This is a genomic window from Lactobacillus xujianguonis (assembly GCF_004009905.1).
GTDB classification, from domain to species: domain Bacteria; phylum Bacillota; class Bacilli; order Lactobacillales; family Lactobacillaceae; genus Lactobacillus; species Lactobacillus xujianguonis.
Genome location: NZ_ML136884.1, coordinates 32,272 through 56,210, shown reverse-complemented (window position 1 = coordinate 56,210; position 23,939 = coordinate 32,272). Strand labels below are relative to the sequence as shown.

The following is a 23,939-nucleotide window of genomic DNA, read 5'->3' as shown; positions in this document are numbered from 1 at the left end:
GAAAAGAGTGCGGTGGCGATAGCAAGAAGGATACACCCGTTCCCATGCCGAACACGGAAGTTAAGCTTCTTAACGCCGAGAGTAGTTGGTGGGAGACTGCCTGCGAGGGTAGGTAGCTGCCGTGCTCTTTTTTTAATATTCCGGCTTAGCTCAGTTGGTAGAGCGCTTGACTGTTAATCAAGATGTCGTCAGTTCGAGTCTGACAGCCGGAGCTAAATGGAGTCTTGTCCGAGTGGCTTAAGGAGCATGATTGGAAATCATGTATACTGGTTTAAATCTGTATCGAGGGTTCAAATCCCTCAGACTCCGTTGAACTGAATAACCCAGTTCAGAAGTTGGAGGATTAGCTCAGCTGGGAGAGCATCTGCCTTACAAGCAGGAGGTCACAGGTTCGAACCCTGTATCCTCCATAATCAGAGAGGATCTATGTGATCCTCTTTTTTTTGTTTTAGTGAAAATAGAGCGAGAAATGAAAAGAAATATAATCAGACCCCTTTTATTATTTAGTTTGATTGCTATGTGTGGAATTAGTTTGTCTAGTTGTTCTACAAAATTTGAAGAAAATACTCGACATCATCAACCCAACATCGTAACCTCGACAAATATTTATGCGAATTTAGCAAAGTAAGTTGTGGGAAAATACGGTAAGGTTACAGCAATTATTGCAAATGGCGATCTTGATCCGCACGACTTCGAACCAACAGCGGCTTCAGCCAAAGCGGTAGCAGCTGCCAATGTTGTAATTGCCAATGGTTTAGTTTATGATTCATGGATGAATAATTTAGCGCGTGCCAATGATATGCAAGTGACTGAGGTAGGCGAAAAGCTGTTACATTTAAAGAAAGGCAATAATCCTCATATCTGGTATGATCTTACAATGCCAAAAAGATATGTAAATTACATTGCCTACCGAGCAGGTAAGATTGCCCCGAAACATCGAATCTATTATCAGGAGCGTGCCCAAGAATATATTGCAAAAATAAACAAGTTGCAAAAAATGACTAAGAAGATTGATGGTCATAAGGAAAAGCCAGTCTTTGTGAGTGAACCGGTTTTTGATTATGCCTTAAAAGCTTATCATTTTAGAATTGGTGATCATGAATTTGAAGAAGCAGTTGAAAATGAAACTGATCCTAGCGCACAAAGTGTTTATCGGATGCAACAAATGATCAAAAAGAAACAGATTTCTTTCTTTGTTAATAATACGCAAGCCTCTAGCTCAACTGTTAATGGTTTTGTTATGTTAGCACAAAAAAATGACATTCCGATTGTCAATGTCAGAGAAACAATGCCAAATGGCGTTAGCTATTATCAGTGGATGAAAGCGAATTACCAAAAAATATTCAAACTTTTTCAGAAATAAGCTTGCATTTTGTTTCATTTCCTGTATACTAGTTATTGTTCTTGGTTATGAGACATATGACCCGTTGGTCAAGTGGTTAAGACACGGCCCTTTCACGGCCGTAACATGGGTTCAAATCCCGTACGGGTCACACATGGAGGATTAGCTCAGCTGGGAGAGCATCTGCCTTACAAGCAGGAGGTCACAGGTTCGAGCCCTGTATCCTCCATCGTTCTAAGACTACCGGTTCTCGGTAGTCTTTTTTTATGCCAATGTGCAAGAACGAAAGTTTTTTATTTTATCGGTTCAAGTCCTGATAGGATTCACTTTCGAGTGAAGATGCCTTGTAACCGAATAGCTATTGTCTATATAGGGGGACTATTATGGAAAGACGTTTGTTTACTTCAGAATCAGTTTCTGAAGGACACCCAGATAAGGTTGCTGATCAGATTTCAGATGCCATTCTCGATGCGATGCTTGAAAAAGATCCTAATTCACACGTTGCTTGTGAGACGATTGTCACAACAGGTATGGTTTTTGTTTTTGGTGAAATCTCAACTAGCGCATATGTTGATATTCAAGATGTAGTACGGAAGACCATCTTACGAATTGGTTATGATCGCCCAGAGTTAGGTTTTGATGGTAACAATTGTGCGGTCATGGTTGATATTGATGAACAATCACCTGATATTGCCGGTGGTGTTGATCATTCACTTGAAACAAGAGAAAACAAGTCTGATCAAGATGAATTAGATCAAATTGGTGCTGGGGATCAAGGTTTGATGTTTGGTTTTGCCATTAAAGAAACACCAGAATTAATGCCATTGCCAATTTCACTTGCCCACCGCTTAATGCGGCGGGTTGCAAGTCTGAGAAAAGATCATACTTTAGACTGGCTTCGTCCGGATGCTAAGGCCCAAGTAACAGTTGAATATGATGAAAACAATAATCCATTATGTGTGGACACAGTTGTTATTTCAACTCAAACAGATGCTGAAGTATCTAATGAAGAAATTCACCGAGCAATGATTGACTTAGTAATTAAAGAAGTCATTCCAGCTCGTTATCTGGATGATCAGACTAAGTACTTAATCAACCCATCTGGTCGCTTTGTTATTGGTGGACCAAAGGGTGATTCAGGGTTAACTGGCCGGAAGATTATTGTTGATACGTATGGTGGCTATGCTCGTCACGGTGGTGGTGCCTTCTCCGGTAAGGATCCAACAAAGGTCGACCGCTCTGCTTCATATGCAGCTCGTTATGTTGCTAAAAACATTGTAGCTGCTGGCTTAGCTTACCGCTGTGAAGTTCAATTAGCTTATGCGATTGGGGTTGCCCACCCAGTATCAATTATGATTGATACGGCTAGTACCGGTAAAGTTGATGATGAAGTCTTAACTGATGCCGTACGGCATGTTTTTGATCTTCGTCCAGCCGGCATTATTAAAATGCTAGATTTGCGGCGGCCAATCTATGAACAAACAGCCGCTTATGGTCACTTTGGTAGAACTGATATTGATTTACCATGGGAAAGAACCGATAAAACAGATGATTTGCTTAGCTATGTTAAAAAGCATCAATAGAAATTAAAAGTAGGAGTATGCGATGAAAAAAACAAACGTGTCACTTGTCACGCTTGCAATTTTTATGACCACTTTTATGACTGCGATTGAAGGGACAATCGTTTCCACAGCGATGCCAACGATTGTTTCTGATTTAAACGGGTTGGAAATTATGAACTGGGTTGTTTCAATTTTCCTGCTGATGACCGCAGTTTCCACTCCTTTATATGGAAAACTGGCAGATAGCATTGGGCGAAAGCCGGTTTTTTTGTTTGGAATTGCTTTATTTGTAGTGGGATCTTCGCTTTGCGGAATATCCCAAAATATGTATGAGTTAATTATTTTTAGAGTAATTCAGGGTTTAGGCTCAGGAGCGGTACAACCAGTAGCGATCACAATTATTGCAGACTTATATCAATTAGAAAAAAGGGCTAAAATGCTGGGTTTAAATTCCGGCTTTTGGGGTGTTGCTTCAGTAATTGCGCCTCTTTTGGGAGGATTTATTGTGCAACATTTGTCTTGGCACTGGGTCTTTTACATCAATGTGCCGATTGGAATTATTGCCTTTTTGCTGGTAGTCTTTTTCTTAAGAGAACCGCATCATCAATCAAATTCAAAACTTGATTTGCAAGGAACCGTCTGGTTAATTATTTTTTTGCTTTCATTAATGATCTTCTTACAAGAATTAGGCAGTAGTGTTAATCCGCTAATAATGGTTGGCTTAGCCGTTTTAATGCTCTTGGCATTAGTTCTCTTCTTCAAAGTAGAAAAACGGGTTCAGGATCCAATTATGCCGTTAAAGATGCAAAAAAATCGTGAGTTCTCAATTATTAACCTGATTACCTTGTTAATTTCTGGGGTAGTTATTGGTTTTGAATTCTATATTCCAACCTGGATGCAGGGGATTAATGGAACTAATGCGTCTTTAGCAGGATTTGCGGTAACACCTAGTTCATTAATGTGGATCGTTGGTTCTTTCCTTATCGGTTGGATGTTAGGTAGATGGGGCATTAAACGGACTTATGACTACATGTTAGTTGTCTTGGTCTTAGCTGATTTAGTGTTAATCTTTGTGCCAATTTATACTTCATTCTGGGTATTCTGTGTGGTCGCTGCCTTTAATGGGACCGCGTTTGGGGCAATTGTTACTGCCTCACAAGTTCGTTCCCAAGTCTTGGTAAGTCGAGATGAGATTGGGGTCGCTACTAGTTTTAATACTTTGATGAAATATCTAGGGCAGACGATGATGGTTTCAGTTTATGGTATTACTTTTAACACCATTATTGCCCACAAATTAAGTAGCCATCCAGCTTTGACGCAAGGAATGATGAATAAGATCGTTTCAGCGGCCAATGTTAAATATTTACCGGCCCATTTAGTTCCTCAATTGCGGCAAGTATTGCTTAGCGGGCTAAAAGGTGTTTACGTCGTGTCTTTAATCGTTATTATCTTGTCAATTGTCTTTAACCAATTTTATCAGGATAAAAAATTAAAAAATAAAGCATAAAAAAATATCTTCAAGTCGTCAAAACTTGAAGATGTTTTTTATGCCCTTTGTTCCATTAATTTAACTTCAATGTAATAGTGGTAGAGGAAGGAATAACCTAATAATACAAAGGTGATTCCTTCGAGCCAGCCGCCAAAAACATCGGATGGGTAATGGACATGGACGAAGATTCTTGTATAACCGATTAGCAATGGGAACAAGGCCCAAATGATAATTAATAAAGTTTTCCAGAATTTATTTTTGATTAACAAAATGGTTAACACAATCAAAATTCCAAATAAAGCAGCACTCCCAACTGAGTGACCTGATGGAAAACTAAAGCCGTCCGCATATACTAAATGATGTACTGCTGGGCGAGCCCGCTCAACTGCATGTTTGATAACCCAGTTATATCCATTAGCCGCAATCATGGTCCCCGCTGTGAACCAGGCGTATGGATATTGCTTAAACACAATCAAAATAATAAATAGAATAATCGTTTCAATTAGAATTGTGCTGGTATTACCCAGATTGGTAAAGGTCTTAGCAAAAGCAACATTTGCCGGATCATTATTACATACCAAGTTGATAATTGTTTTATCAAAATTTTGGATGAACTCCGCGTTACTTGATACTAAGACGGCCCAGGCGGCGTAAATTAACGTAAAGATTGCTCCCGCCCAAAGCGTATCTCGTGGTGGTCGTTTTGTATTAATCAAAAGAAACTCCCTTCTTGTATTTTTTAGCATTTGTGGTAAATTATAATCATTATCCATTAGAAAATAAAGGTCAGGAAGTAGTAACAAAGAGATTTTTCCAGAGAGAGACCGGGCGCTGTGAGGTCTTAAAATTTATTTGTGAACTTGTCCTGCATTGACAAACCTATCGTTTTGCCATCCGCGTTAAGGAGCAATAAGGGTCACACTTTGATGTGGAACTTAGGTGGTACCGCGATTATTTCGTCCTATGATTATTAGAATCATAGGACTTTTTTGTTAGGAAGGAAAAAATATGTACAATCACAAAGTTGTCGAAAAGAAATGGCAAGAGTATTGGGCAAAGCATGATACTTTTAAGACGGGTACGGATCCCAAGAAGAAAAATTACTATGCCTTAGACATGTTCCCATTTCCATCTGGCAAAGGTCTGCACGTAGGTCACCCAGAAGGCTATACTGCAACTGATATTGTGTCACGCATGAAGCGGGCACAAGGTTATAATGTGTTACACCCAATGGGTTGGGATGCATTTGGCTTGCCAACAGAACAATATGCTTTGAAGACTGGTGAAGATCCAGCTAAAGTTACTAAGGAAAATATTGCTAACTTTAAGAAACAATTGAATAAGTTAGGCTTTTCTTATGATTGGGACCGTGAAATCACAACTAGTGATCCTAACTATTACAAGTGGACCCAATGGGTTTTTGAGCAAATGTACAAAAAGGGCTTGGCTTATGAAGCTGAAGTTCCAGTTAACTGGTCACCAGATCTTGGTACAGTTGTTGCAAACGAAGAAGTAATTGATGGTAAGACTGAACGTGGTGGTTACCCAGTTTACCGCCGGAATATGAAGCAATGGATGCTTAAGATGACCGCTTATGCTGATCGTTTGCTTGAAGACTTAGATGACTTAGATTGGCCAGAACCAGTTAAAGAAATGCAACGTAACTGGATTGGCCGCTCAGAAGGTGCACAAGTTACTTTTAAAGTCGTTGATAGTGATCAGACTTTTGACGTCTTTACTACTCGTTCAGATACTTTATTTGGTGTGAGCTACACAGTCTTAGCTCCAGAAAGTAAATTAGTTCAAGAAATTACCACTCCTGAACAAAAGGAAGCTGTACAAGCATACATCAAGAAGATTGAATCTAAGTCAGATCTAGAAAGAACTGACTTAAACAAGGATAAGACTGGTGTCTTCACTGGTGCTTATGCGATCAATCCGGTTAATGGCAAAAAAGTGCCAATTTGGATTTCTGATTATGTTTTAGCAAGCTATGGTACTGGTGCCGTCATGGCTGTTCCTGCTCATGATGATCGTGACTATGCTTTTGCTAAAAAGTTTGATTTGCCAATTAACCGTGTAATTGAAGGCGGAGATCTTGAAAAAGAAGCCTTCACTGGTGACGGTAAGCATATTAATTCAGACTTTTTAGACGGTTTAAACAATGAAGAAGCTAAGAAGCGCATGATTGAATGGTTAGAAGATCATAATTGTGGTAAGAAGAAGGTTAACTACAAGCTTCGTGACTGGGACTTCAGTCGTCAACGTTACTGGGGTGAACCAATTCCAGTTATTCACTGGGAAGATGGCACTACTTCTTTAGTACCAGAAGATCAATTACCATTGCGTTTACCTCATGCAACTAATATCAAGCCATCTGGTACGCCAGAATCACCACTTGCTAACTTAACTGATTGGGTTAACGTCGTTGATGAAAATGGCCGCAAGGGTAAACGTGAAACCAACACGATGCCTAACTGGGCTGGGTCAAGTTGGTACTACTTACGTTATGTTGATCCACACAATGATCAAGAATTAGCTGACTATGACTTACTTAAAAAGTGGTTGCCAGTTGACCTTTACATTGGTGGGGCAGAACACGCAGTTCGTCACCTGCTTTATGCTAGATTCTGGCATAAGGTCCTTTACGACTTGGGTGTTGTTCCAACCAAGGAACCATTCCAACGTTTGTACAACCAAGGATTGATCTTAAAGAACCACGAAAAGATGTCTAAGTCTAAAGGTAACGTGGTTAACCCAGACGAAGTGATTGATGAATACGGTGCAGACTCACTCAGAATGTACGAAATGTTCATGGGTCCATTGGATGCTTCAATTGACTGGGATGACAACGGTCCAGCTTCAACTAAGAAGTTCTTAGACCGGGTATGGCGCTTATTTGTCAATGATCTTGATCTTAAAGCAATTCCTCAAGAAAAAATTGTGGATAAAAACGATGGGGAACTTGATAAGGTTTACGCCGAAACAGTTAAGAAGGTTACCGAAGACTTTGATGCTTTGCACTTTAACACGGCTATTAGTCAAATGATGGTCTTTATTAACGCAGCGCAAAAGGCAAAATCAATTCCACGTGAATACGCAGAAGGTTTTGTTAAGTTGTTAGCCCCAGTTGCTCCACACATGATGGAAGAAATCTGGCAAGTCTTTGGTCATGATGAATCAATTACTTACGCTAAGTGGCCAGAATACGATCCAGCTAAGTTAGTTGAATCAACGTTTGTAATTATGGTTCAAGTTAACGGTAAGCTTCGTGGTAAATTCCAGGCAGCTAAGGATGCTGACCGGGATGCCGTTCAAAAAGAAGCAATGGCTTTACCACACGTTCAAAAGTTCTTGGAAGGTAAAGACGTGAAGAAAGTTATTGTGATTCCTAACAAGATCGTTAATATCGTTGCTAAATAAGTTTAATTTTTCCTAAAAATATTCATAATTTTGCCTTTTAGAGGGATGAATGTTTCAAAATAGACTAGTTGACGTTTGAGTTTTAGGGAAATTAAATGGAAAAAAATGAAAGCAATTTAGAAAGTAATAACACACAAGAAACCTTTATTAAGGGTTCGGCTTGGATGACTTTTGGTTCGATTGCTTCCCGAATTTTAGGTGCGCTATATATTATTCCTTGGTATGCCTGGATGGGGAGCTATGGCAATATTGCCAATGCCTTAACCGCCAGAAGTTATAATATTTATAGTATTTTTATCTTAATCTCAACTGCCGGAATACCTGGAGCGATTGCTAAACAAGTGGCCAAGTATAATGCCATGAATGAATATGGCATTGGGCGCAAATTGTTTAGAAAAGGGCTCTTGTTGATGACGATCTTGGGCGTGATTTCAGCGATGATCATGTATTTTGCCGCGCCGCTGCTCGCGTCAAATGGGAGTCAAAGCGATCCAAGACAAGTTGCAGTCATGCGGAGTTTGTCTTATGCGATTTTGATTATTCCAATACTGAGTATCATGCGCGGGTATTTCCAAGGTTATGCCGATATGATGCCGAGTGCGATGTCGCAGTTTGTTGAACAGTTTGCCCGCGTTGTGTGGATGTTGTTAACAGCGTTTGTAATTATGCAAATGCAACATGGCTCGTATGTGCATGCGGTAATTCAATCAAATTTGGCTGCGGCAGTGGGAGCGATCTTTGGGATTGCAATTTTAGTCTGGTTCTTATTAAGTAGGAGAAAGCATTTAGATTACTTAATTCGTAATTCGAATAATCAGGTGCAAGTTTCAACTAGTGATTTGTTTGTGGAAATCATTGAGCAAGCAATTCCGTTTATCATTATTGATGCCGGAATCCAACTTTTCTACTTAGTTGACCAATACACGTTCCACCCAATGATTGCTAGCTTGGTCAATGTAACTTCAGACACCATTGAAGGTTGGTATGCTTTGTTCTCATTGAATGCCAACAAGCTGATTATGATTATCGTTTCTTTAGCAAGTGCGATGGCGGTAACAGCTATTCCGCTGCTTTCAGCAGCTCATACCCAAAAGGACTATCGCAGTATTTCTAAGCAAATTGGTAATACTTTAGACTTGTTCTTGTTTGTCATGATTCCTGCTTCCTTTGGGATGGCTGGGATTGCGACGCCAATTTACACTGTCTTTTACAGTTACGATCCTTTGGGCTCCCAAGTACTATATTTATCAGCCTTTACGGCGATTAGTTTAGGACTATTTACGGTTTTAATGGCGATCTTGCAAGGTTTGTCAGAAAATAGTCTAGCAATTAAATACTTGGTCTTGGGACTTATTATTAAGATTGTTTTGCAATATCCGATGATTTATCTCTTTAAGGTTTACGGGCCACTAGTAGCAACTAATGTAGGGATGTTAGGGATTATTTTCCTTGCGATCAAGCATTTGGAAGTTACTTATGCCTTTAATTTAGGACGGACCGGCCGGCGCTTTATTGGGATTACCGCCTTTTCAATTGCGATGTTTGCCGTGGTTGAGTTAGTCGTTAAGTTTGGTGGTAAGATTTTATCACCAGAACGGCGCTTTAGTGCTTTAGCTTTAGTTATCGTGGCAGTAGTTGCTGGGGTACTTGTCTATGGTGCTTTGACCTTGAAGACGCAGTTATTGCAAAAGATTTTAGGAAATAAGGCAACCCAGCTCTTGCATAAATTACATTTGAATTAGAGCAGAAAAAACGTCTGAGAAAATTTTCTCAGGCGTTTTTGTCATATTCAATTTTTCAAATAGTTATCTAAAGTTTGGCAAACTTAAGATGAACACACCAATTAATTCTAAGGCGAGAAATGTACCGCCAATTGCCCATGTTGTCATCATAAAGACCATCTTCTTTTCTATTAAATCGTGACCCCTTACGCCTTTAATATAGCATAACTTTACCCAAAAATAAAGCGCTTACATTTAAAAAGATGGAAAAGAGCTTAGGAAACTTTTCCCAAGCTCTTCACGCCCCTGCCAAGGAAGTTCATTATACCAAAATACATAAGTAAAAGTTATGGCTGGTCAGTATTAATCGATATTTTTCAAGTAACCGTAAACTAGCTAAAATTAGAATAAGAAAAACGAAAGAGGTTAAAGCGATGACAAAAAATGAAGCAGAAGTAAAAAATAGTGTGTTTGGCTTTGGGGCTGCAAACGATGCCTATGCTAAATACTTTGTGGGTAAAAGCTATTTGAACGGATTAGCCAATAGTGATCTGGCAGCAGCTAATGTAGCTAACGTGACCTTTGAACCAGGCTGCCGCAATAATTGGCATGAACACGAAGATGTCCAAATCTTAATTGCAGTTGCTGGTGAAGGATGGTACCAAGAAGAAGGCAAGCCAGCACAAAAAATGGTGCCCGGTGATGTAGTAATCGTTAATCCGCACACCAAGCATTGGCATGGTGCTAGCAAGGATTCTTGGTTTGCTCATTTAGCCATTATGGTAGGCAAGGGTAAGACTACTTGGTATGATCCGGTTAGTGATGAAGAATATAACAAATTAGGATAAGTTAAAGATCGTGTCCAGAGGAATAATTCTCTGGGCATTTTTATTTTCTAAAGGTAAGATTAACTAATAATGAGTAGCAAGGTATAAGTGTTAACATATAGTATTAAAAGGACTAGAATAACTTTATAGGTTAATATCAGGATCACCAAGAATATTAGCTAAGACTCAAACATAACAGGATGAAATAGAGCTAGTAATTTATTAACTTTTATTATTGAATACTGACGAGTAAGCACTAATATTTTAAGAAGTTTAGTGAAAATATTAAAAAACACTACGCTATATCCTGATGGAGCGGTTATTTTAAGTTGAAGAAAGTGAAAATAATTGCTTATAATATATGAATGCTGGGAATTTAGATAAGATAGAAAGTTTAAGGACTTGAAGATTAATGGGAAAATTTACAGAGATGTTTAAAAAACGCAAGGCGGTTGTCGCCTTTATCGATTTAGATGAAAAAAATAAAATTATTGCTAGTTCCGGTGATTTAGAGGGTAAATACCAAGATGTAATTGCTTATGATCCACAAAAGTAAATTGCGGAACTAGAAAAGCAAGGATATAGTTTAGTGAAAAACGGCTTCAGGGTTAATGGCAAGACACCAGTTTATGGTGAAGGGGATGCGACTTATGACATTAGCTTTAAGCATCGGATTAAGACTGTAGATGCAGAGCATCCAGAATTTGGCTTTACTAAGGAAGACATGTCTAAAAAAGTTAAGCAAACAGTTCACTTTGAAGGTGGTTCTGCTGCTAGTGTAGCTGATGATGTAAAAGAAATTACTTTTACTCGGACATTTGAAGTTGATGAAGTAACCAAAAAAGTAGTTCATGCTTCAGATTGGCAACCAGCTAGTCAAAGCTTTATGTTGATTGCTGCCCCAACTTTGCCTGGTTTTGTTCCAGATCAAACCGTAGTTGGGGGTCAAGCAGTTACTGCTGATTCAGAAGATCAAACTTTTACAATTAACTATGAAGTTAACCGCAAGCCATCAATTAAGAAACAGACTGCTAAAGTAATGTTTGTTGATGTTGCTGATCAAAATGCAGTTGTTGACCAAGTAGAGTTAACTGGTGAGCCAAATGCTCCAGTTGATTATGATCCAAGTAAGAAAATTGCTGAATTAACTAAAATAGGTTATGTGTTAGTTGATAATCCATTTAGTAAGAGTGATATTAAGTTCTTCAGTAACTTGGATGGTTATGTGCCAGTTTTTGTCATTACTTTGAAGAATACAAAAGTTGCAGTCAATAGTGAACATCCACTTGACGGTGTGCCAGCTGACAAGTATGAAAAGACGGCTGCTTTTGTGGTTAACTTCAAAGGCACGGGGCAAATTGTTCCAGAAGGTGAATATGATACTCCTTGGACAACTGATTTAGATAATTATCAAGCAGTTAAAGTACCAGTGGTTGCTGGGTATCATACTAATGTTAGTGAAGTTAAGCCAGAGGCAGTTCGCCAAGTTGATCAAGTAGAAAATGTCACTTACCAAGCTAATGGCCGGATTGTACCAATTGATGAAAATGGTAATCTGATTCCAGAAGCACCTCAACCACAATTTAAGACAGATAAGAATGATCCAACTAAGGTGGTAACTGAAGCAATTGTGCCTGATCTTAAAGGCTACACTCATGATGAAATGACAGTTACCCCAGCTGATCCAGGTGCCGATTTAAGAGTTGTTTACAAGGCAAAAGATGACAACAATGTTTGGGTAGTGAAGACTGGCCGGCATAATAATGCTGTTCCAACCGAACCGCAGCAAACAACTCCGGCTGCTCCAGCTGTAACTCCAGCTCCAGAACAAGTAGCAGCTGGTCAAGCTAACCAAGAAACTGCAGTGTCTGAATACGAAAGTAATGTGGGTAAGCACCAAATTGCCTTTGTTAACTTTATCGACTTAGATAATGATGGGATGCAATAAACTTCATCTGGCCCATTAATTGGGGATCCAGGTGACAGTATTAATGACTTATACAGTACTGAAATTCCATTGAAGGTCATTAAACAAGCTGGTTATGAAGTTGTCTTTGATACCTTTGATAAGCGCGGAGTAATTCAACGCTGTGATAATAATAAGCTTATGACACAGATCTTTACAATTGGTGTTCGTCGCGTTAGAAAGTAATATATAAACGAAAAAGTCCGAGAAAAAATATTTTTTCTCGGACTTTTTTATTAGATTCTGTTCAAACAAAAAAACTGCTTAAGCTTTCAGCAATACAAACTTAAGCAGCCTTTGTGAAAATACAGATACAAATATAATAATTAGTAGGATTGGCTACTAATAAGCTAATCACGGTGTGATCTCTTCCACCACCCATATTGTACACTAAATACAGAAAAACGTAAATAAAAGAGAAAAGTTAAAATTCAGTAATTTTTACTAATGATGTGATTAATGTTTTTGGACTATAGTTTCTGTGTAAAATAGCTTATCATAGCATAAGAATAGTAGTTACACAAAATACAGATTTATAATTGCTGAAAAGCAAAAGATGAAAGCGATTGAGGCGTAAAAGTATAAATAGTAATTATGTTTCACTAGCTGTGAATATGTATTTTTTGTACAAAAACTTATAATGGGTTATCATTTAGGTAATGGCAAATATGTAATTGAAAAAAGAAGGATGGGCAAATGAAGAAAAATAAATTATTTACAGCTTTATTAGCAGTAAGTTTATTAGGCGGAACCGGTGCAGCATTAGTTAACGCTAATAACCAACCAGTTCAAGCTGCCACTAAGAAAGCCAAGAAGACCTATAAATATGGTCGTGCAGTTGTAAGAGCTAATGCTCCAGCTTATACTGCAAAATTCGACAAGAATGTAACCAAGGTAACTAAGGTTGTTAGATATAAGACTAACGGTAAGAAAGCTTACATGAGAGCTAAGACTTTCAGTATTGCTTTCTACTTCAACTATAAGGGCACTAAGTACTACTGCCTTAAGGGTTCAGCTTTAACTGTTAAGGCTAAGGATGCTAAGTTAACTAGAAAGGCACCTTCATTCAAGAAGTCAGTTGTTTACAAGAACGCTAGAAAGATCGAAGCTGAAAATGCAGCTAAGAAGGCTAAGGCAAATGAATGGCAATCAAAGCTTGATGCTATTACTGACCAAATGAAGAGCTACTCAGCAAAGACTAATGATGGTGCTTCTTACGTTGAAGTTAATAGCGACGGTAAGACTTCACAAGATATTCAAAAGATGCCTATTGGTACAGAATTAACTGTTATTTACAAGATCCCAGGTATTTTCTCTAATGGTGGCAATAAGGCAGACGGTTATTTTGCAATTACTAAGGATGATAAGCGTGTCGTAGTTGCTGCAAGCCAAGTATCATTAGACGATTCAAATGCTAAAGTCTTAACTCAAGATGAATACTCAAACTTAAGTAAGCAACTTGAAAGCACTAAGAAAGAAGCTTACAAGGACTTAGGCATTAAGGATAATAATTAAACATATTTTGTCGCATTAAAAAGGACTCAGCAAAATTGCTGAGCCTTTTTCTTATAATTATTCTTTTCTAAAACTGCCATCCATTGTGTTGTCGCGACTATCAGCGTCGGGCATCACAATTGCGGCAACAATGTAAAGTATTAATCCCGGGAAGAAACCAGAGAAAATAATAATTGCTGCCCCAACAATTCTCACAATGGCTGGATCCCAGTCAAAGTAGTTGGCAATTCCGCCTAACACGCCACTAACAATTTTATTTTGTGATTTAGTCAATCTCTTTTTCATATCAATCACCTCATATCGTATTTTAATTATACTGCTAAAGATATGATGAGACAACAAAAAGACTAGTCTTCCGACTAGCCTTAACTAATGCCCCGAAAAAGATTCGAACTTTCACTCAGTCACCTGAACAGCGACCTGAACGCTGCGCGTCTGCCAATTCCGCCATCGGGGCAGAGTTATCTGGAACTCACTAATAATCATACCAAATATTTGGTAAAATGTAATCATAAAACTTTAGAATTAAACGATAATTCATTTAAGGAAGTATTTTATCAATGAAAAAACAATTTCATTTCAAACGAAAATTAACAGTTCTTTTGGCTGCAGTGTCTCTTGCCGCTGCTACTGGTTTTAGCGCACCAGTTCAAGCCAGTTCATTAAACACCTATAAGCAAGATCAATTACAGTTAAATGTTAAGTCAGCCATTGCTATTGATAGTCAAACTGGTCAAGTCTTATATGCCAAAGACGCAGAAAAGACTTTACCAATTGCCTCAATGACCAAGCTTGTAACAGTTTATTTAACTTTAAACGCGATTAAAAACCATAAGTTAACATGGGATCAAAAAGTTCAACCAACTAAGGCGATCGTTAAAGTAGCTAATAATCCTGATTATTCCAATGTGCCGTTAAAGATGGGGCATTCTTATACCATTAAGCAACTTTATCAAGCAACTTTAATTGAATCAGCAAATGGGGCAGCGATGTTACTTGGTCAAACCATTGCTGGTTCACAGAAAAACTTTGTCAATTTGATGCGCGAACAGGTAAAGAAGTGGGGCATTAATGATGCTCAGCTTTACACTGCTTGTGGCTTACCTAATGGTAGTCTAGGTAAAGATGCTTATCCAGGCGTAAGTAAAGATGCAGAAAATACTATGTCTGCTAAAGATATGGCGATCGTTGGTCAAAAATTACTTGATGATTTCCCATTTGTTTTAAACACCACTAAGATTGCTCATTTAACTTTTAAAGATGGCAACTCTAAGACTAAAATGGCTAACTTCAATTGGATGCTTAAGGGCTTATCACAATATGATCCTAGCTTACAAGTTGACGGTTTGAAGACTGGAACTACCGACGCAGCTGGGGCTTGTTTTATCGGAACGATTAATCACCGCGGCGGCCGCATTATTACTGTGGTAATGGGAGCACGCCACCGTGATGGTACCGATCCAGCTCGTTTTGAACAAACCAAAAAGTTAATGCACTGGCTCTTTAGCAAATATCAACCAGTAATCTTGCAAAAAGGTTTAACCTTCAAGCATGCCCGTACAATTCACGTAACTGATGGTAAAAATCTTGAAACCAACGTTGGCTTAAAACAAGCAACGACAATTTGGAATCCGGTTGATGGTCAAGCAGTTAGCGCTAGTTTGACTAAGAAAACAATTAATGCCCCAATTAAGAAGGGGCAAACTGTTAGTGAATTCAAATTTAAGTCTGGCAATGAAAAATTAGTTTCATTAACTCAGCCTAAAGGGATGCAAGCTCAAGCCAAAGCCTTAAGTGGCAATGAACAAATCAACATTTTTGTCAAAATTTGGCGCTGGCTCACTGGGGTAAAGTAGAATGCCAACAGAAATTAGTGAAAAGATTTTAAGTGAAGTCATCAAAACGAGAAAAAGTGCCACACATAAGGGTAACTATGGCCGAATCTTATTAATCGGTGGTAGTGATAATTATGGTGGAGCAATTATTATGGCAACTGAGGGTGCCATTAATGTGGGCGCCGGCTTAACCGCAGTGGCGACGCATTCAGTTAATCTGACAGCGTTACATGCGCGGGATCCCGAAGCAATGTTTATTGATTGGCATGATAAGGGTTTACCAGCTTTGATTAAAAAGATGGATGTTATTGTTTGCGGACCAGGTTTAGGGATGAGCACGATGGCTCAGCAACTACTCAAGATCCTGAAAGAAAATGTCACAGCTAAACAAACCGTGGTTCTTGATGCCAGTGCCCTTGATTTAGTTGCCCAAGATAAAAATTTCTTACCAAGTAATGCCGGTCATCTGGTTTTAACCCCACATCAAATGGAATGGCAAAGAGTCAGTCAATTACGAATTCCGTTTCAAACCGATCAAGCCAATTTAACTGCGCTTAAGCAATTAGTGCCTCAAGGCAATGTCACCTTAATTTTGAAATCGAATCATACTCACGTTTATGGTGAAGATGGAAGTGTCTTTATCAATCCAATTGGTAATCCAGGAATGGCTACTGGTGGAATGGGTGATACTTTGGCTGGAATTGTCGGTGGGATGATTGCCCAATTTGGACCGGATTTAAAGACCATCCTTGCAGCTGTCTATTTACATTCTTATGCTGGTGATCAGTTGTATGAGGACAATTATGTCGTTAAGCCAACTGCGCTTTCTCAAAGTTTGCCTAAAATCATGAAAAAGTATGCGACTTCACTTGAAAAATGTTAAAATTTTAACAGATAAAAAAGATATTTTTAGTTATCCACAATTGGTTGACAGTTAGTGGAAAACCGATAGGTGAGATAGTGCATGAAGAAAAAAATTCCAGTAATTTTAACTGTAATAGCTTTTATTTTAATATTAGTTGGTTTGGCAAAAATGTGTAATCCAACCACTTCTCATCAAGATCAAGCCCAAGAAACCAAAGTTAAGCCCAAGAAAAAACACCTTAGTGTTGCCGAAGCAGCCCGGCCCTATCCAGATCCAAAAGACCTGCGTCCGGCAGGCAGCTGGAATAAAACGAGTGAGAAGAAAAAATATCCTAAGTTAGGCAAGGCCAAGGACTTGGTTTTACGCGTCTCTTTAAAAGGCAATCGCGTTTATGTGATTAAGCGCGGACACGTAGTTTATACGATGCTTGCTAGTGGTGGAGTTTACAAGAACGGTAAATCTGATACGCCAACTGGTACTTTTGAAATTAAAGAAGGTCGCGGCGATAGTTTCTTTAACCAAGGTTTAAATGAAGGGGCCAATAATTGGGTTAGTTGGGATCCAGATGATGCTAATGTTTATTTATTCCACTCCGTTCCAACTAAGGCCGATGGCACTTACAACATGAAAGAAGCTAAAAAGCTTGGCAAAACCCAAGGCTCCCATGGCTGCATTCGTTTAAGTGTGCCTGATTCTAGATGGCTGATGGAAAATGTTCCTGTCGGCACTAAAGTAATAATTGAAGATGAATAGTAGCCATTAAGTGTTTTTCCTGCTATAATCAATTGCGTCAACAGATTAAAAGTAGTAATTATTTGCTGTTCTTAGCGAGTCTATGTTGGTGTGAGATAGATAACAGGGAATAATGAAGGCGTGTTTAATCTTTAAAAATCGATCATTAAATAAGCGGATACTTTGTATCAATTAGAGTGGTACCGCGGGTAAGAACTCGTCTCTTTCTACAGGTAATGTAGGAAGAGACTTTTTTTATGAAAGGAAATACCATGGACTTTAAAAAAGAAGTAGTTGACTTAATTGCTAGTCAAGTTGATTTACCAAAAGAAAAAATCGCTGCCTTAGTTGAACGTCCTAAGAATGCCAAGATGGGTGACTATGCTTTTCCATGTTTTATTTTGGCTAAAACTTTGCACAAGAACCCAGCTGAAAATGCAAGTGGCATTGCTGAAAAGTTAAGTAGTGATGACTTTGCAAGTATTAAGGCAGTTGGCCCTTACGTTAATTTTGCCATTGATCATGAAAAGTTAGTTTCTTTGACTTTGAAGGATGTTTTGAGCCAAAAGAACCATTACGGTGATCAAAAATTGGGTGAAGGAAATGTTCCAATCGATATGTCTTCTCCTAACATTGCTAAGCCAATGTCAATGGGCCACCTTCGTTCAACTGTAATTGGTAATTCCATTGCTAAGACGATGGAAAAAGTAGGTTATACTCCAATTAAGATTAATTATCTTGGTGACTATGGTACCCAATTTGGTAAGTTGATTGCTGCTTACAAGCACTGGGGTAATGAAGAAGACGTTAAGAAAGATCCAATCATGAATCTTTTCCATTACTATGTTCGTTTCCACAAGGAAGCTGAAACAAACCCTGAACTTGATGATGAAGGTCGTGAATGGTTCAAGAAGCTTGAAGATGGAGATCCAGAAGCAGTTAAATTGTGGAAATGGTTCCGTGAAGTTTCACTTGAAGACTTCAAACGCATCTACAAGGAATTAGGCGTCAGCTTTGACTCTTACAATGGTGAAGCCTTCTTCAATGACAAGATGCAACCAGTGATTGACGAATTGAAGGAAAAAGGTTTGCTTCATGAATCACGTGGTGCCCAAGTTGTTGACATGGGACCTGATGAAAATCCAGCTATTATTGTTAAATCCGATGGGACTTCAATTTACTTGACCCGTGACTTGGCAGCTGCTGAATGGCGGATGAAGGAATACAACTTCGTTAAGATGCTTTACGTTGTCGGTAACGAACAAGCACAACACTTTGTTGAACTTAAGACTGTGCTCAAGAAGATGGGTTATGATTGGTCTGATGAAATTCACCACGTACCATTTGGTTTAATTACTCAAGGCGGAAAGAAGTTATCCACTAGAAAGGGTAATGTGGTCTTCCTTGATCAAGTATTGAAGGATGCCGTTTCTCTTGCTAAGAAGCAAATCGAAGAAAAGAACCCTGAGCTTGAAAACCAAGATCAAGTTGCTCATGATGTTGGTGTTGGTGCAGTTATTTTCCATGACTTAAAGAATGACCGTTTAGACAACTTTGACTTTGACCTCGAAGAAGTTGTGCGCTTTGAAGGGGATACTGGTCCTTACGTTCAATACACTAATGCTCGTGCTCAAAGTGTCTTACGTAAAGCTGCTGCCATGGGGGAAAAGCCAAGTGATAGTGACTTTGCCTTAGATGATGAATGGGCTTTTGCTGTAGCTAAAGACTTAGCAGACTTCCCAAGAATTATTGCCAGAAGTGCTGACAAGTTTGAACCATCGGTCATTGCTAAGTTTGCGCTTGATTTAGCCAAGAAATTTAATAAATACTATGCAAACGTGAAGATCTTAACTAAGGATGATCAGATCGGCGCTCGTCTGGCCTTAGTTCAAGCAACTTCAATTGTTCTGACTGAAGCACTTAGACTCTTGGGTGTCAATGCTCCTAAGGAAATGTAGTTGAAAAATAATGAAAATTAAAAAATAACGCTTACATTTTGTGAAAGATTGTTCATAATCCCATAATTAGGGTACAATATGCATGTAAGATATTTAGGAGGTATTTTTAATGGCTTATTTTGATAACGGTAACGAAATCTTTAAAGAAGCTCGTAAGCACCACTACGCTGTAGGTGCCTACAACACTAACAACTTGGAATGGACTCGTGCAGAATTACGTGCTGCCGAAGAAACTAGAACTCCATTACTTATCCAAGTTTCTACTGGTGCTGCTAAGTACATGGGTGGTTACAAGTTCGTTAAGGACATGGTAGCTGACCAAATGGATTCAATGAACATCTCAGTTCCAGTTATCTTGAACTTGGACCACGGTGACTTTGAATCAGCTAAGGAATGTATTGCTCTTGGTTACTCATCAGTTATGTTTGATGGTCACAAGCTTTCAACTGAAGAAAACTTGGCTAAGACTAAGGAAATCATTAAGTTAGCTCACGAACGTGGTATTTCTGTTGAAGCTGAAATCGGTAAGATTGGTGAAAACCAAGGTGCCGATGGCGGTGAATTAGCTTCTGTTGAAGACGCTAAGAAGTTCGTTGCTGCTGGTGTTGACAAGCTTGCTTGTGGTATTGGTAACATCCACGGTGTTTACCCAGAAGGCTGGAAAGGCTTGAACTTCGACCGTTTGAAGGAAATTGCTGAAGCTGTTCCTAACACTCCACTTGTACTTCACGGTGGTTCAGGTATTCCTGAAGACCAAGTTAAGAAGGCTATTTCACTTGGTATCGCTAAGGTTAACATTAACACTGAATTCCAATTAGCATTCCAAAAAGCTACTCGTGAATACATCGAAGCTAACAAGGACCTTGACAAGGCTAACAAGGGTTACGACCCACGTAAGTTGTTATTGCCAGGTACTGAAGCAATCACTGCAGCTATGAAGGAAATGATCGGTTGGTTAGGTACTAAGACTATCGATGAAGAAATCAAAGATGCTTCATTCGACCGTTCATCATTAAACGAAGAGTAATCATTTGATTATTAATTAAGATAAAGTCTAGCGATTTTGCTAGGCTTTATTTTTTTGTCTAAAATTTGGTAAATATGCTGGCAAAATGGGGTAAATTTAATAAGTTTGATTTTAGAATATGAATACGTGAAAATACTTAGGGAATAGTTTCTTATTATGAATAAAAAACGATTACTTATTATTGCTTGTACTCTTTTAGTACTTATAAAAGCAGGAATTGGCATTACATGGTTTATCAAAACTCACTGTGACACCAGTGTTGTTGCTCGGATTCAAACCGTAAAACATGATGAGGAGAATGCAGCTAAGACTAAAAAGATTTCGAATTATGATGTGCTTGCCAATAGAAATATTAAAAAGATTCATGGTAAACATAAATTTAAAGAAGCTGAAAAGATCAAGTTCGATGCTCGCAAAGTTGAGCGCGTTTTTGATACGTATATTAAAAACCAAACTGTTCATTTTAAATTAGTAAAAAAAGTTCCATTGTATGATCAAAATAAGCGTAGAGTTAATGATAATAACTATTGGAAAATGCTTAAGTGTTTTACAAGAAAAGTTCACACGAATGTTACTGAGCTGACTTTATTTAAAATAGATGGTCATTATTATATCTTTACGCAGATAAATCAATGGATTTTGGATCCCAGCGAGCTTTACGAATATAGTCCACAGTCAGATAATTTGAAAAAGCTGTGTGAGTTAGACAATAAAGACGTTGTTAATATTAATCGCTAAATTAATTATTATTGCTTTGTACAATGAGGATAACAATGTTTAACAAAAAACAAAACCAAGAACTTTCACCAGATATCATGGCATTTAAAAATGCGCTTGAAGAAGTTAGATTTACACCTGAGGTTGAACATGATGCTGAGTTGATTGAAATTTTTGATGAAGCAATTGACAAAGCAGAAAAAGGTGAGGCTGTTCAAACAATTTACGGTAGATTAAGTTACCAAATTACTGAGTATATTCAAACTCACCATTTTAAAGCTCCAAAACCAGTTAGTGATTTTATTCATGGCAGTAAACGAAGTATTTTGAGTGGTTTAACTTCGGTACCGGTATCTTGGAATACGGTTCATTAATATTAAGAATACTAGACCTCTAAACGAAATAAGTGGGAAATCATGTTACTTTGTGGTAGCATGATTTTTTGTATGATGAGCTAAAGAATATAAATTAGAAAATCACTTTAATTGAGGGATGCAAAGATGCAAGAACTTAAACTTGAATTAACCGATCATGTATGGCCATTAACTTACATTGATCATGATCGAAAGATTGTACGAGCCATTGTCTTTGATAAGGAGAAGAATTTCTATTTTGTTACATCTCAGCGTGATGATGAGTTTGGTAAAGTTACTTTGATCGAAATTTCTGGTGGTGGCGTTGAAGCTGGAGAAGATTTAGAATCTGCCCTTAAACGTGAATTAAAAGACGAATTAGGTGCACAAGTAAAAATTATCACCAAAATTGGTGTGGTAAGTGACTATTATAATGTCATTCATCGGCATAACCTCAATAACTATTATCTTGTTCAAGCTTTGTCTTTTGGCGAGAAGCATTTAACTAAGGACGAACAAGAAAAGTTTCATTTATCAACTGTCAAATTGAGTTATCAAGAAGCCGAAAAAGCATATGAAAGAGCTACTCAGGATAAACTAGGAAAATTGATTACGGCAAGAGAATTGCCAATTTTAAGAAGAGCCAAAGAATTGTTGGACAGTAATCATGCGTGAAATTCCAATTAAACAAGCAAAATCATTAATGAAGCAACTATTGAAAAGTAAAGAGCAAAGAAAAGTCGTCCTATTAACCAAAAAGAAAGATCGATCATTAACTATTGAAGTCAATGGCCAGCAAATGAAGTTAACCGAGCAAGGCTATTAGAATGCGGAAACTGTTTTCCCACTTGCTGACAATGTGGCTAAACATGCACTAAATGCCGCTTTTAAACGTGAATTTCCTCGTAGTCATCAGGTTTATGTAAGTCAAAGTGAATAAGTAAGATAGCATCCCTTGCATGGGATGCTTTTTTTACGTTATGATATTTATGCAAGAATAATGTAAAGTAAACTTTACATTGACTGAGCTGAGTTTTACAATGTGGATGAAATAAAGAAATAGAAAAGAGTGAGAAGAAATGAATTTCACGGCATTAGGAATTATATTTGGCATAGCACTGGTTGTAATAATTGGCATTACCGGTATTAGTTCTCACACTAAAAAATATGATGAACGGCAAGATGTAATTCGCAATCGTGGCTATAAGTACGGCTATTTTACTTTGTTAATTACTTCATTAGTAGCTTTTTGCCTACAAGAAACTAGCTTTTATGCCGCTAATAAATCAACTATTTACCTTGCCACTATTTTTTTGAGTGTTTTAGTAGTTAGTGTATATGATATCTTGCATGGTGCCTATTTTGCTTTTAATGAAAAAAGCAAAAAATCATCTAGTTGGTTAGCTTTAATAGCTGGCATATTATTAGGCATTAGCGGTTGGAATGATAGAATCTTTCCAACGATAATGATGGGATCTTATTTAGTGATTATTGGTGCTTTAAGCTTGTTAATGATGTGGCGCGAAAGCAGGAAGCAAGAATGAAGAACCTTAGAATGAAAGCTGCGCGTGCTGGTAAAGATTGGTCACAGGAACAATTAGCTAAGAAAGTAGATGTTTCAAGACAGACTATTTCAGCAATTGAAAAAGGAAATTATAATCCTTCGGTTAATTTGTGTATCAAAATTTGTAAAGCACTAGGTAAGACTCTGGATGATTTATTTTGGCCAGAATAAAAGTGCTTATTAGAAAGGATATAGATCATGAGCAAATACAATCAATTATGGCAATATCTTAAGAACAACAAGAGTGGCGATTTTGAACTCTCTTTTGATGAAATCGCAAAATTTGGCAACGTGCCCCTCGCTCACTCTTTCTTACGTTACAAGAAGGAATTACCTGAGTACGGCTTTGAAGTGAAAAAAATTTCCCTCAAAAATCAAACAGTTAAGTTTCATCAATTATAGAGGCAAGCATGGCTTACGATTTTAAAAAAGAAGAAAAGCAATTTTACCGTCCCGGCAAAAAGCCCGAGATTGTTGAAGTACCAACGATGACTTTCTTGGCAGTTCAAGGGCATGGGGATCCCAATCAGGTCGATAGCGATTACCAGCAGAAGTTACAATTGTTGTATAGTCTGGCTTACACGATTAAGATGAGTAAGATAGGCTCACACAGAATTCAAAATTATTTTGACTTTGTAGTGCCGCCGCTGGAAGGCTTTTGGTGGCAAGCTGGTGTTTCCGGAGTCGATTATGCCCATAAGGAGAAGTTTAATTTTATTTCTTGTATTCGGATGCCCGATTTTGTTACTCTTGAAGTTTTGGTTTGGGCTAAAGAGGAAGCTGCAGCTAAGAAGGGGTTAAATTTTGCTCCAGTTAAGTTACTGACAATGACAGAAGGTAAATGCGTCCAAATTATGCATCTTGGTGATTATGACGCTGAACCAGCCACAATTGCTAAAATGCATGACTTTATCAAGGCCAACAATTTAGCTTTAGACTTCTCAGAAAAGCGGCGACACCACGAAATCTACTTATCGAATCCACAACGGACTAAGCGAGAAAACTTAAAAACCATCATCCGCTTGCCTGTAAAGGAAAAATAG

General features: G+C 38.2%; 24 protein-coding genes, 6 tRNA genes, 1 rRNA gene, 1 pseudogene, 1 riboswitch and 1 other annotated feature. Of the genes and pseudogenes, 29 read left to right on the top strand and 3 right to left on the bottom strand.

Annotated features, from left to right (window positions below):
• Nucleotides 1-8 precede the first annotated feature (8 nt).
• The 9 genes and pseudogenes from rrf (at nt 9) to EJK17_RS06880 (ending at nt 4,411) form a co-directional block, all read left to right on the top strand.
• Nucleotides 9-125, top strand: a 5S ribosomal RNA gene (rrf, locus tag EJK17_RS06920).
• Between the two features lie 14 nt (nt 126-139).
• Nucleotides 140-212, top strand: a tRNA-Asn gene (locus EJK17_RS06915).
• Between the two features lie 6 nt (nt 213-218).
• Nucleotides 219-309 (top strand) — tRNA-Ser (locus EJK17_RS06910).
• Between the two features lie 28 nt (nt 310-337).
• Nucleotides 338-410 (top strand) — tRNA-Val (locus EJK17_RS06905).
• Nucleotides 411-469: 59 nt separating this feature from the next.
• A pseudogene (locus tag EJK17_RS06900) lies at nt 470-1,363 on the top strand (metal ABC transporter solute-binding protein, Zn/Mn family).
• A 58-nt stretch (nt 1,364-1,421) separates the two neighbouring features.
• Nucleotides 1,422-1,493 (top strand) — tRNA-Glu (locus EJK17_RS06895).
• A 5-nt stretch (nt 1,494-1,498) separates the two neighbouring features.
• A tRNA-Val gene (locus tag EJK17_RS06890) sits at nt 1,499-1,571 on the top strand.
• 70 nt (nt 1,572-1,641) lie between these two features.
• Nucleotides 1,642-1,728, top strand: a riboswitch (SMK box riboswitch).
• Complete coding sequence (gene metK, locus EJK17_RS06885) at nt 1,726-2,925, top strand: methionine adenosyltransferase (protein ID WP_127796299.1); 1,200 nt, start codon at nt 1,726-1,728, stop codon at nt 2,923-2,925. (Overlaps the previous riboswitch by 3 nt.)
• Nucleotides 2,926-2,947: 22 nt before the next feature.
• Nucleotides 2,948-4,411, top strand: coding sequence for an MDR family MFS transporter (locus tag EJK17_RS06880; RefSeq protein ID WP_127796298.1), 1,464 nt, complete (start codon nt 2,948-2,950; stop codon nt 4,409-4,411).
• A 38-nt stretch (nt 4,412-4,449) separates the two neighbouring features.
• Here the strand turns inward: EJK17_RS06880 and EJK17_RS06875 are convergent, their stop codons facing one another.
• The gene (locus EJK17_RS06875) at nt 4,450-5,109 is read right to left on the bottom strand and encodes a phosphatase PAP2 family protein (protein ID WP_127796297.1); all 660 of its coding nucleotides are present in this window, start codon (nt 5,107-5,109) and stop codon (nt 4,450-4,452) included.
• A 63-nt stretch (nt 5,110-5,172) separates the two neighbouring features.
• Nucleotides 5,173-5,360, top strand: a binding site (T-box leader).
• Between the two features lie 41 nt (nt 5,361-5,401).
• Here EJK17_RS06875 and leuS point away from each other — a divergent pair.
• The 7 genes from leuS to EJK17_RS06850 all read left to right on the top strand — a co-directional run bounded on the left by leuS (nt 5,402) and on the right by EJK17_RS06850 (nt 13,845).
• Nucleotides 5,402-7,816, top strand: coding sequence for a leucine--tRNA ligase (gene leuS / locus EJK17_RS06870; protein ID WP_127796296.1), 2,415 nt, complete (start codon nt 5,402-5,404; stop codon nt 7,814-7,816).
• Nucleotides 7,817-7,911: 95 nt separating this feature from the next.
• A complete protein-coding gene (locus tag EJK17_RS06865) occupies nt 7,912-9,558 on the top strand; it encodes a putative polysaccharide biosynthesis protein (protein ID WP_103662375.1) in 1,647 nt (548 codons plus the stop codon).
• A gap of 413 nt (nt 9,559-9,971) precedes the next feature.
• Nucleotides 9,972-10,385: a cupin domain-containing protein gene (locus EJK17_RS06860; RefSeq protein WP_103662374.1), complete on the top strand. Its 414-nt coding sequence runs from the start codon at nt 9,972-9,974 to the stop codon at nt 10,383-10,385.
• 409 nt (nt 10,386-10,794) lie between these two features.
• Complete coding sequence (locus tag EJK17_RS12030; protein ID WP_255409198.1) at nt 10,795-10,920, top strand: hypothetical protein; 126 nt, start codon at nt 10,795-10,797, stop codon at nt 10,918-10,920.
• 33 nt (nt 10,921-10,953) lie between these two features.
• On the top strand, nt 10,954-12,312 hold the full coding sequence (locus EJK17_RS11805) for a mucin-binding protein (RefSeq protein WP_236629379.1): 1,359 nt from the start codon (nt 10,954-10,956) through the stop codon (nt 12,310-12,312).
• Nucleotides 12,313-12,381: 69 nt separating this feature from the next.
• Nucleotides 12,382-12,516: a mucus-binding protein gene (locus tag EJK17_RS11800; protein WP_236629378.1), complete on the top strand. Its 135-nt coding sequence runs from the start codon at nt 12,382-12,384 to the stop codon at nt 12,514-12,516.
• A 510-nt stretch (nt 12,517-13,026) separates the two neighbouring features.
• Nucleotides 13,027-13,845, top strand: a complete 819-nt coding sequence (locus EJK17_RS06850) for a hypothetical protein (RefSeq protein WP_127796295.1) — start codon at nt 13,027-13,029, stop codon at nt 13,843-13,845.
• 57 nt (nt 13,846-13,902) lie between these two features.
• Here EJK17_RS06850 and EJK17_RS06845 read toward each other — a convergent pair whose 3' ends face one another.
• Nucleotides 13,903-14,130: a PspC domain-containing protein gene (locus EJK17_RS06845; RefSeq protein ID WP_103662372.1), complete on the bottom strand. Its 228-nt coding sequence runs from the start codon at nt 14,128-14,130 to the stop codon at nt 13,903-13,905.
• Nucleotides 14,131-14,218: 88 nt separating this feature from the next.
• Nucleotides 14,219-14,302 (bottom strand) — tRNA-Leu (locus tag EJK17_RS06840).
• A 103-nt stretch (nt 14,303-14,405) separates the two neighbouring features.
• Between EJK17_RS06840 and EJK17_RS06835 the strand changes: the two genes are divergently transcribed.
• The 13 genes from EJK17_RS06835 to EJK17_RS06775 all read left to right on the top strand — a co-directional run bounded on the left by EJK17_RS06835 (nt 14,406) and on the right by EJK17_RS06775 (nt 23,939).
• Nucleotides 14,406-15,701, top strand: coding sequence for a serine hydrolase (locus EJK17_RS06835; RefSeq protein WP_103661633.1), 1,296 nt, complete (start codon nt 14,406-14,408; stop codon nt 15,699-15,701).
• Between the two features lies 1 nt (nt 15,702).
• On the top strand, nt 15,703-16,563 hold the full coding sequence (locus tag EJK17_RS06830; RefSeq protein ID WP_103661634.1) for an NAD(P)H-hydrate dehydratase: 861 nt from the start codon (nt 15,703-15,705) through the stop codon (nt 16,561-16,563).
• Between the two features lie 81 nt (nt 16,564-16,644).
• On the top strand, nt 16,645-17,298 hold the full coding sequence (locus EJK17_RS06825) for a L,D-transpeptidase (RefSeq protein ID WP_103661635.1): 654 nt from the start codon (nt 16,645-16,647) through the stop codon (nt 17,296-17,298).
• 251 nt (nt 17,299-17,549) lie between these two features.
• Nucleotides 17,550-19,235 carry an arginine--tRNA ligase gene (gene argS / locus EJK17_RS06820; protein ID WP_103661636.1) on the top strand — a complete coding sequence of 562 codons (1,686 nt, stop codon included), beginning with the start codon at nt 17,550-17,552 and terminating at the stop codon, nt 19,233-19,235.
• Between the two features lie 109 nt (nt 19,236-19,344).
• Entirely contained in the window at nt 19,345-20,262 is a 918-nt protein-coding gene (locus EJK17_RS06815) for a class II fructose-bisphosphate aldolase (protein WP_103661637.1), read from the top strand.
• Nucleotides 20,263-20,418: 156 nt separating this feature from the next.
• Nucleotides 20,419-21,000, top strand: coding sequence for a hypothetical protein (locus EJK17_RS06810; RefSeq protein ID WP_201738259.1), 582 nt, complete (start codon nt 20,419-20,421; stop codon nt 20,998-21,000).
• Nucleotides 21,001-21,035: 35 nt separating this feature from the next.
• Nucleotides 21,036-21,353, top strand: a complete 318-nt coding sequence (locus tag EJK17_RS06805) for a bacteriocin immunity protein (protein ID WP_103661638.1) — start codon at nt 21,036-21,038, stop codon at nt 21,351-21,353.
• 126 nt (nt 21,354-21,479) lie between these two features.
• Nucleotides 21,480-22,007: an NUDIX domain-containing protein gene (locus EJK17_RS06800; protein ID WP_103661639.1), complete on the top strand. Its 528-nt coding sequence runs from the start codon at nt 21,480-21,482 to the stop codon at nt 22,005-22,007.
• Nucleotides 22,000-22,158, top strand: a complete 159-nt coding sequence (locus EJK17_RS11795; protein WP_168180754.1) for a hypothetical protein — start codon at nt 22,000-22,002, stop codon at nt 22,156-22,158. Before EJK17_RS06800 ends, EJK17_RS11795 begins: the two co-directional genes overlap by 8 nt.
• A gap of 253 nt (nt 22,159-22,411) precedes the next feature.
• The gene (locus EJK17_RS06790; protein ID WP_103661640.1) at nt 22,412-22,876 is read left to right on the top strand and encodes a hypothetical protein; all 465 of its coding nucleotides are present in this window, start codon (nt 22,412-22,414) and stop codon (nt 22,874-22,876) included.
• Nucleotides 22,873-23,067 carry a helix-turn-helix transcriptional regulator gene (locus tag EJK17_RS06785; protein WP_103661641.1) on the top strand — a complete coding sequence of 65 codons (195 nt, stop codon included), beginning with the start codon at nt 22,873-22,875 and terminating at the stop codon, nt 23,065-23,067. The genes EJK17_RS06790 and EJK17_RS06785 overlap by 4 nt, the downstream gene beginning before the upstream one ends.
• A 27-nt stretch (nt 23,068-23,094) precedes the next feature.
• The gene (locus tag EJK17_RS06780) at nt 23,095-23,298 is read left to right on the top strand and encodes a hypothetical protein (RefSeq protein WP_103661642.1); all 204 of its coding nucleotides are present in this window, start codon (nt 23,095-23,097) and stop codon (nt 23,296-23,298) included.
• 8 nt (nt 23,299-23,306) lie between these two features.
• Complete coding sequence (locus EJK17_RS06775) at nt 23,307-23,939, top strand: GyrI-like domain-containing protein (protein ID WP_103661643.1); 633 nt, start codon at nt 23,307-23,309, stop codon at nt 23,937-23,939.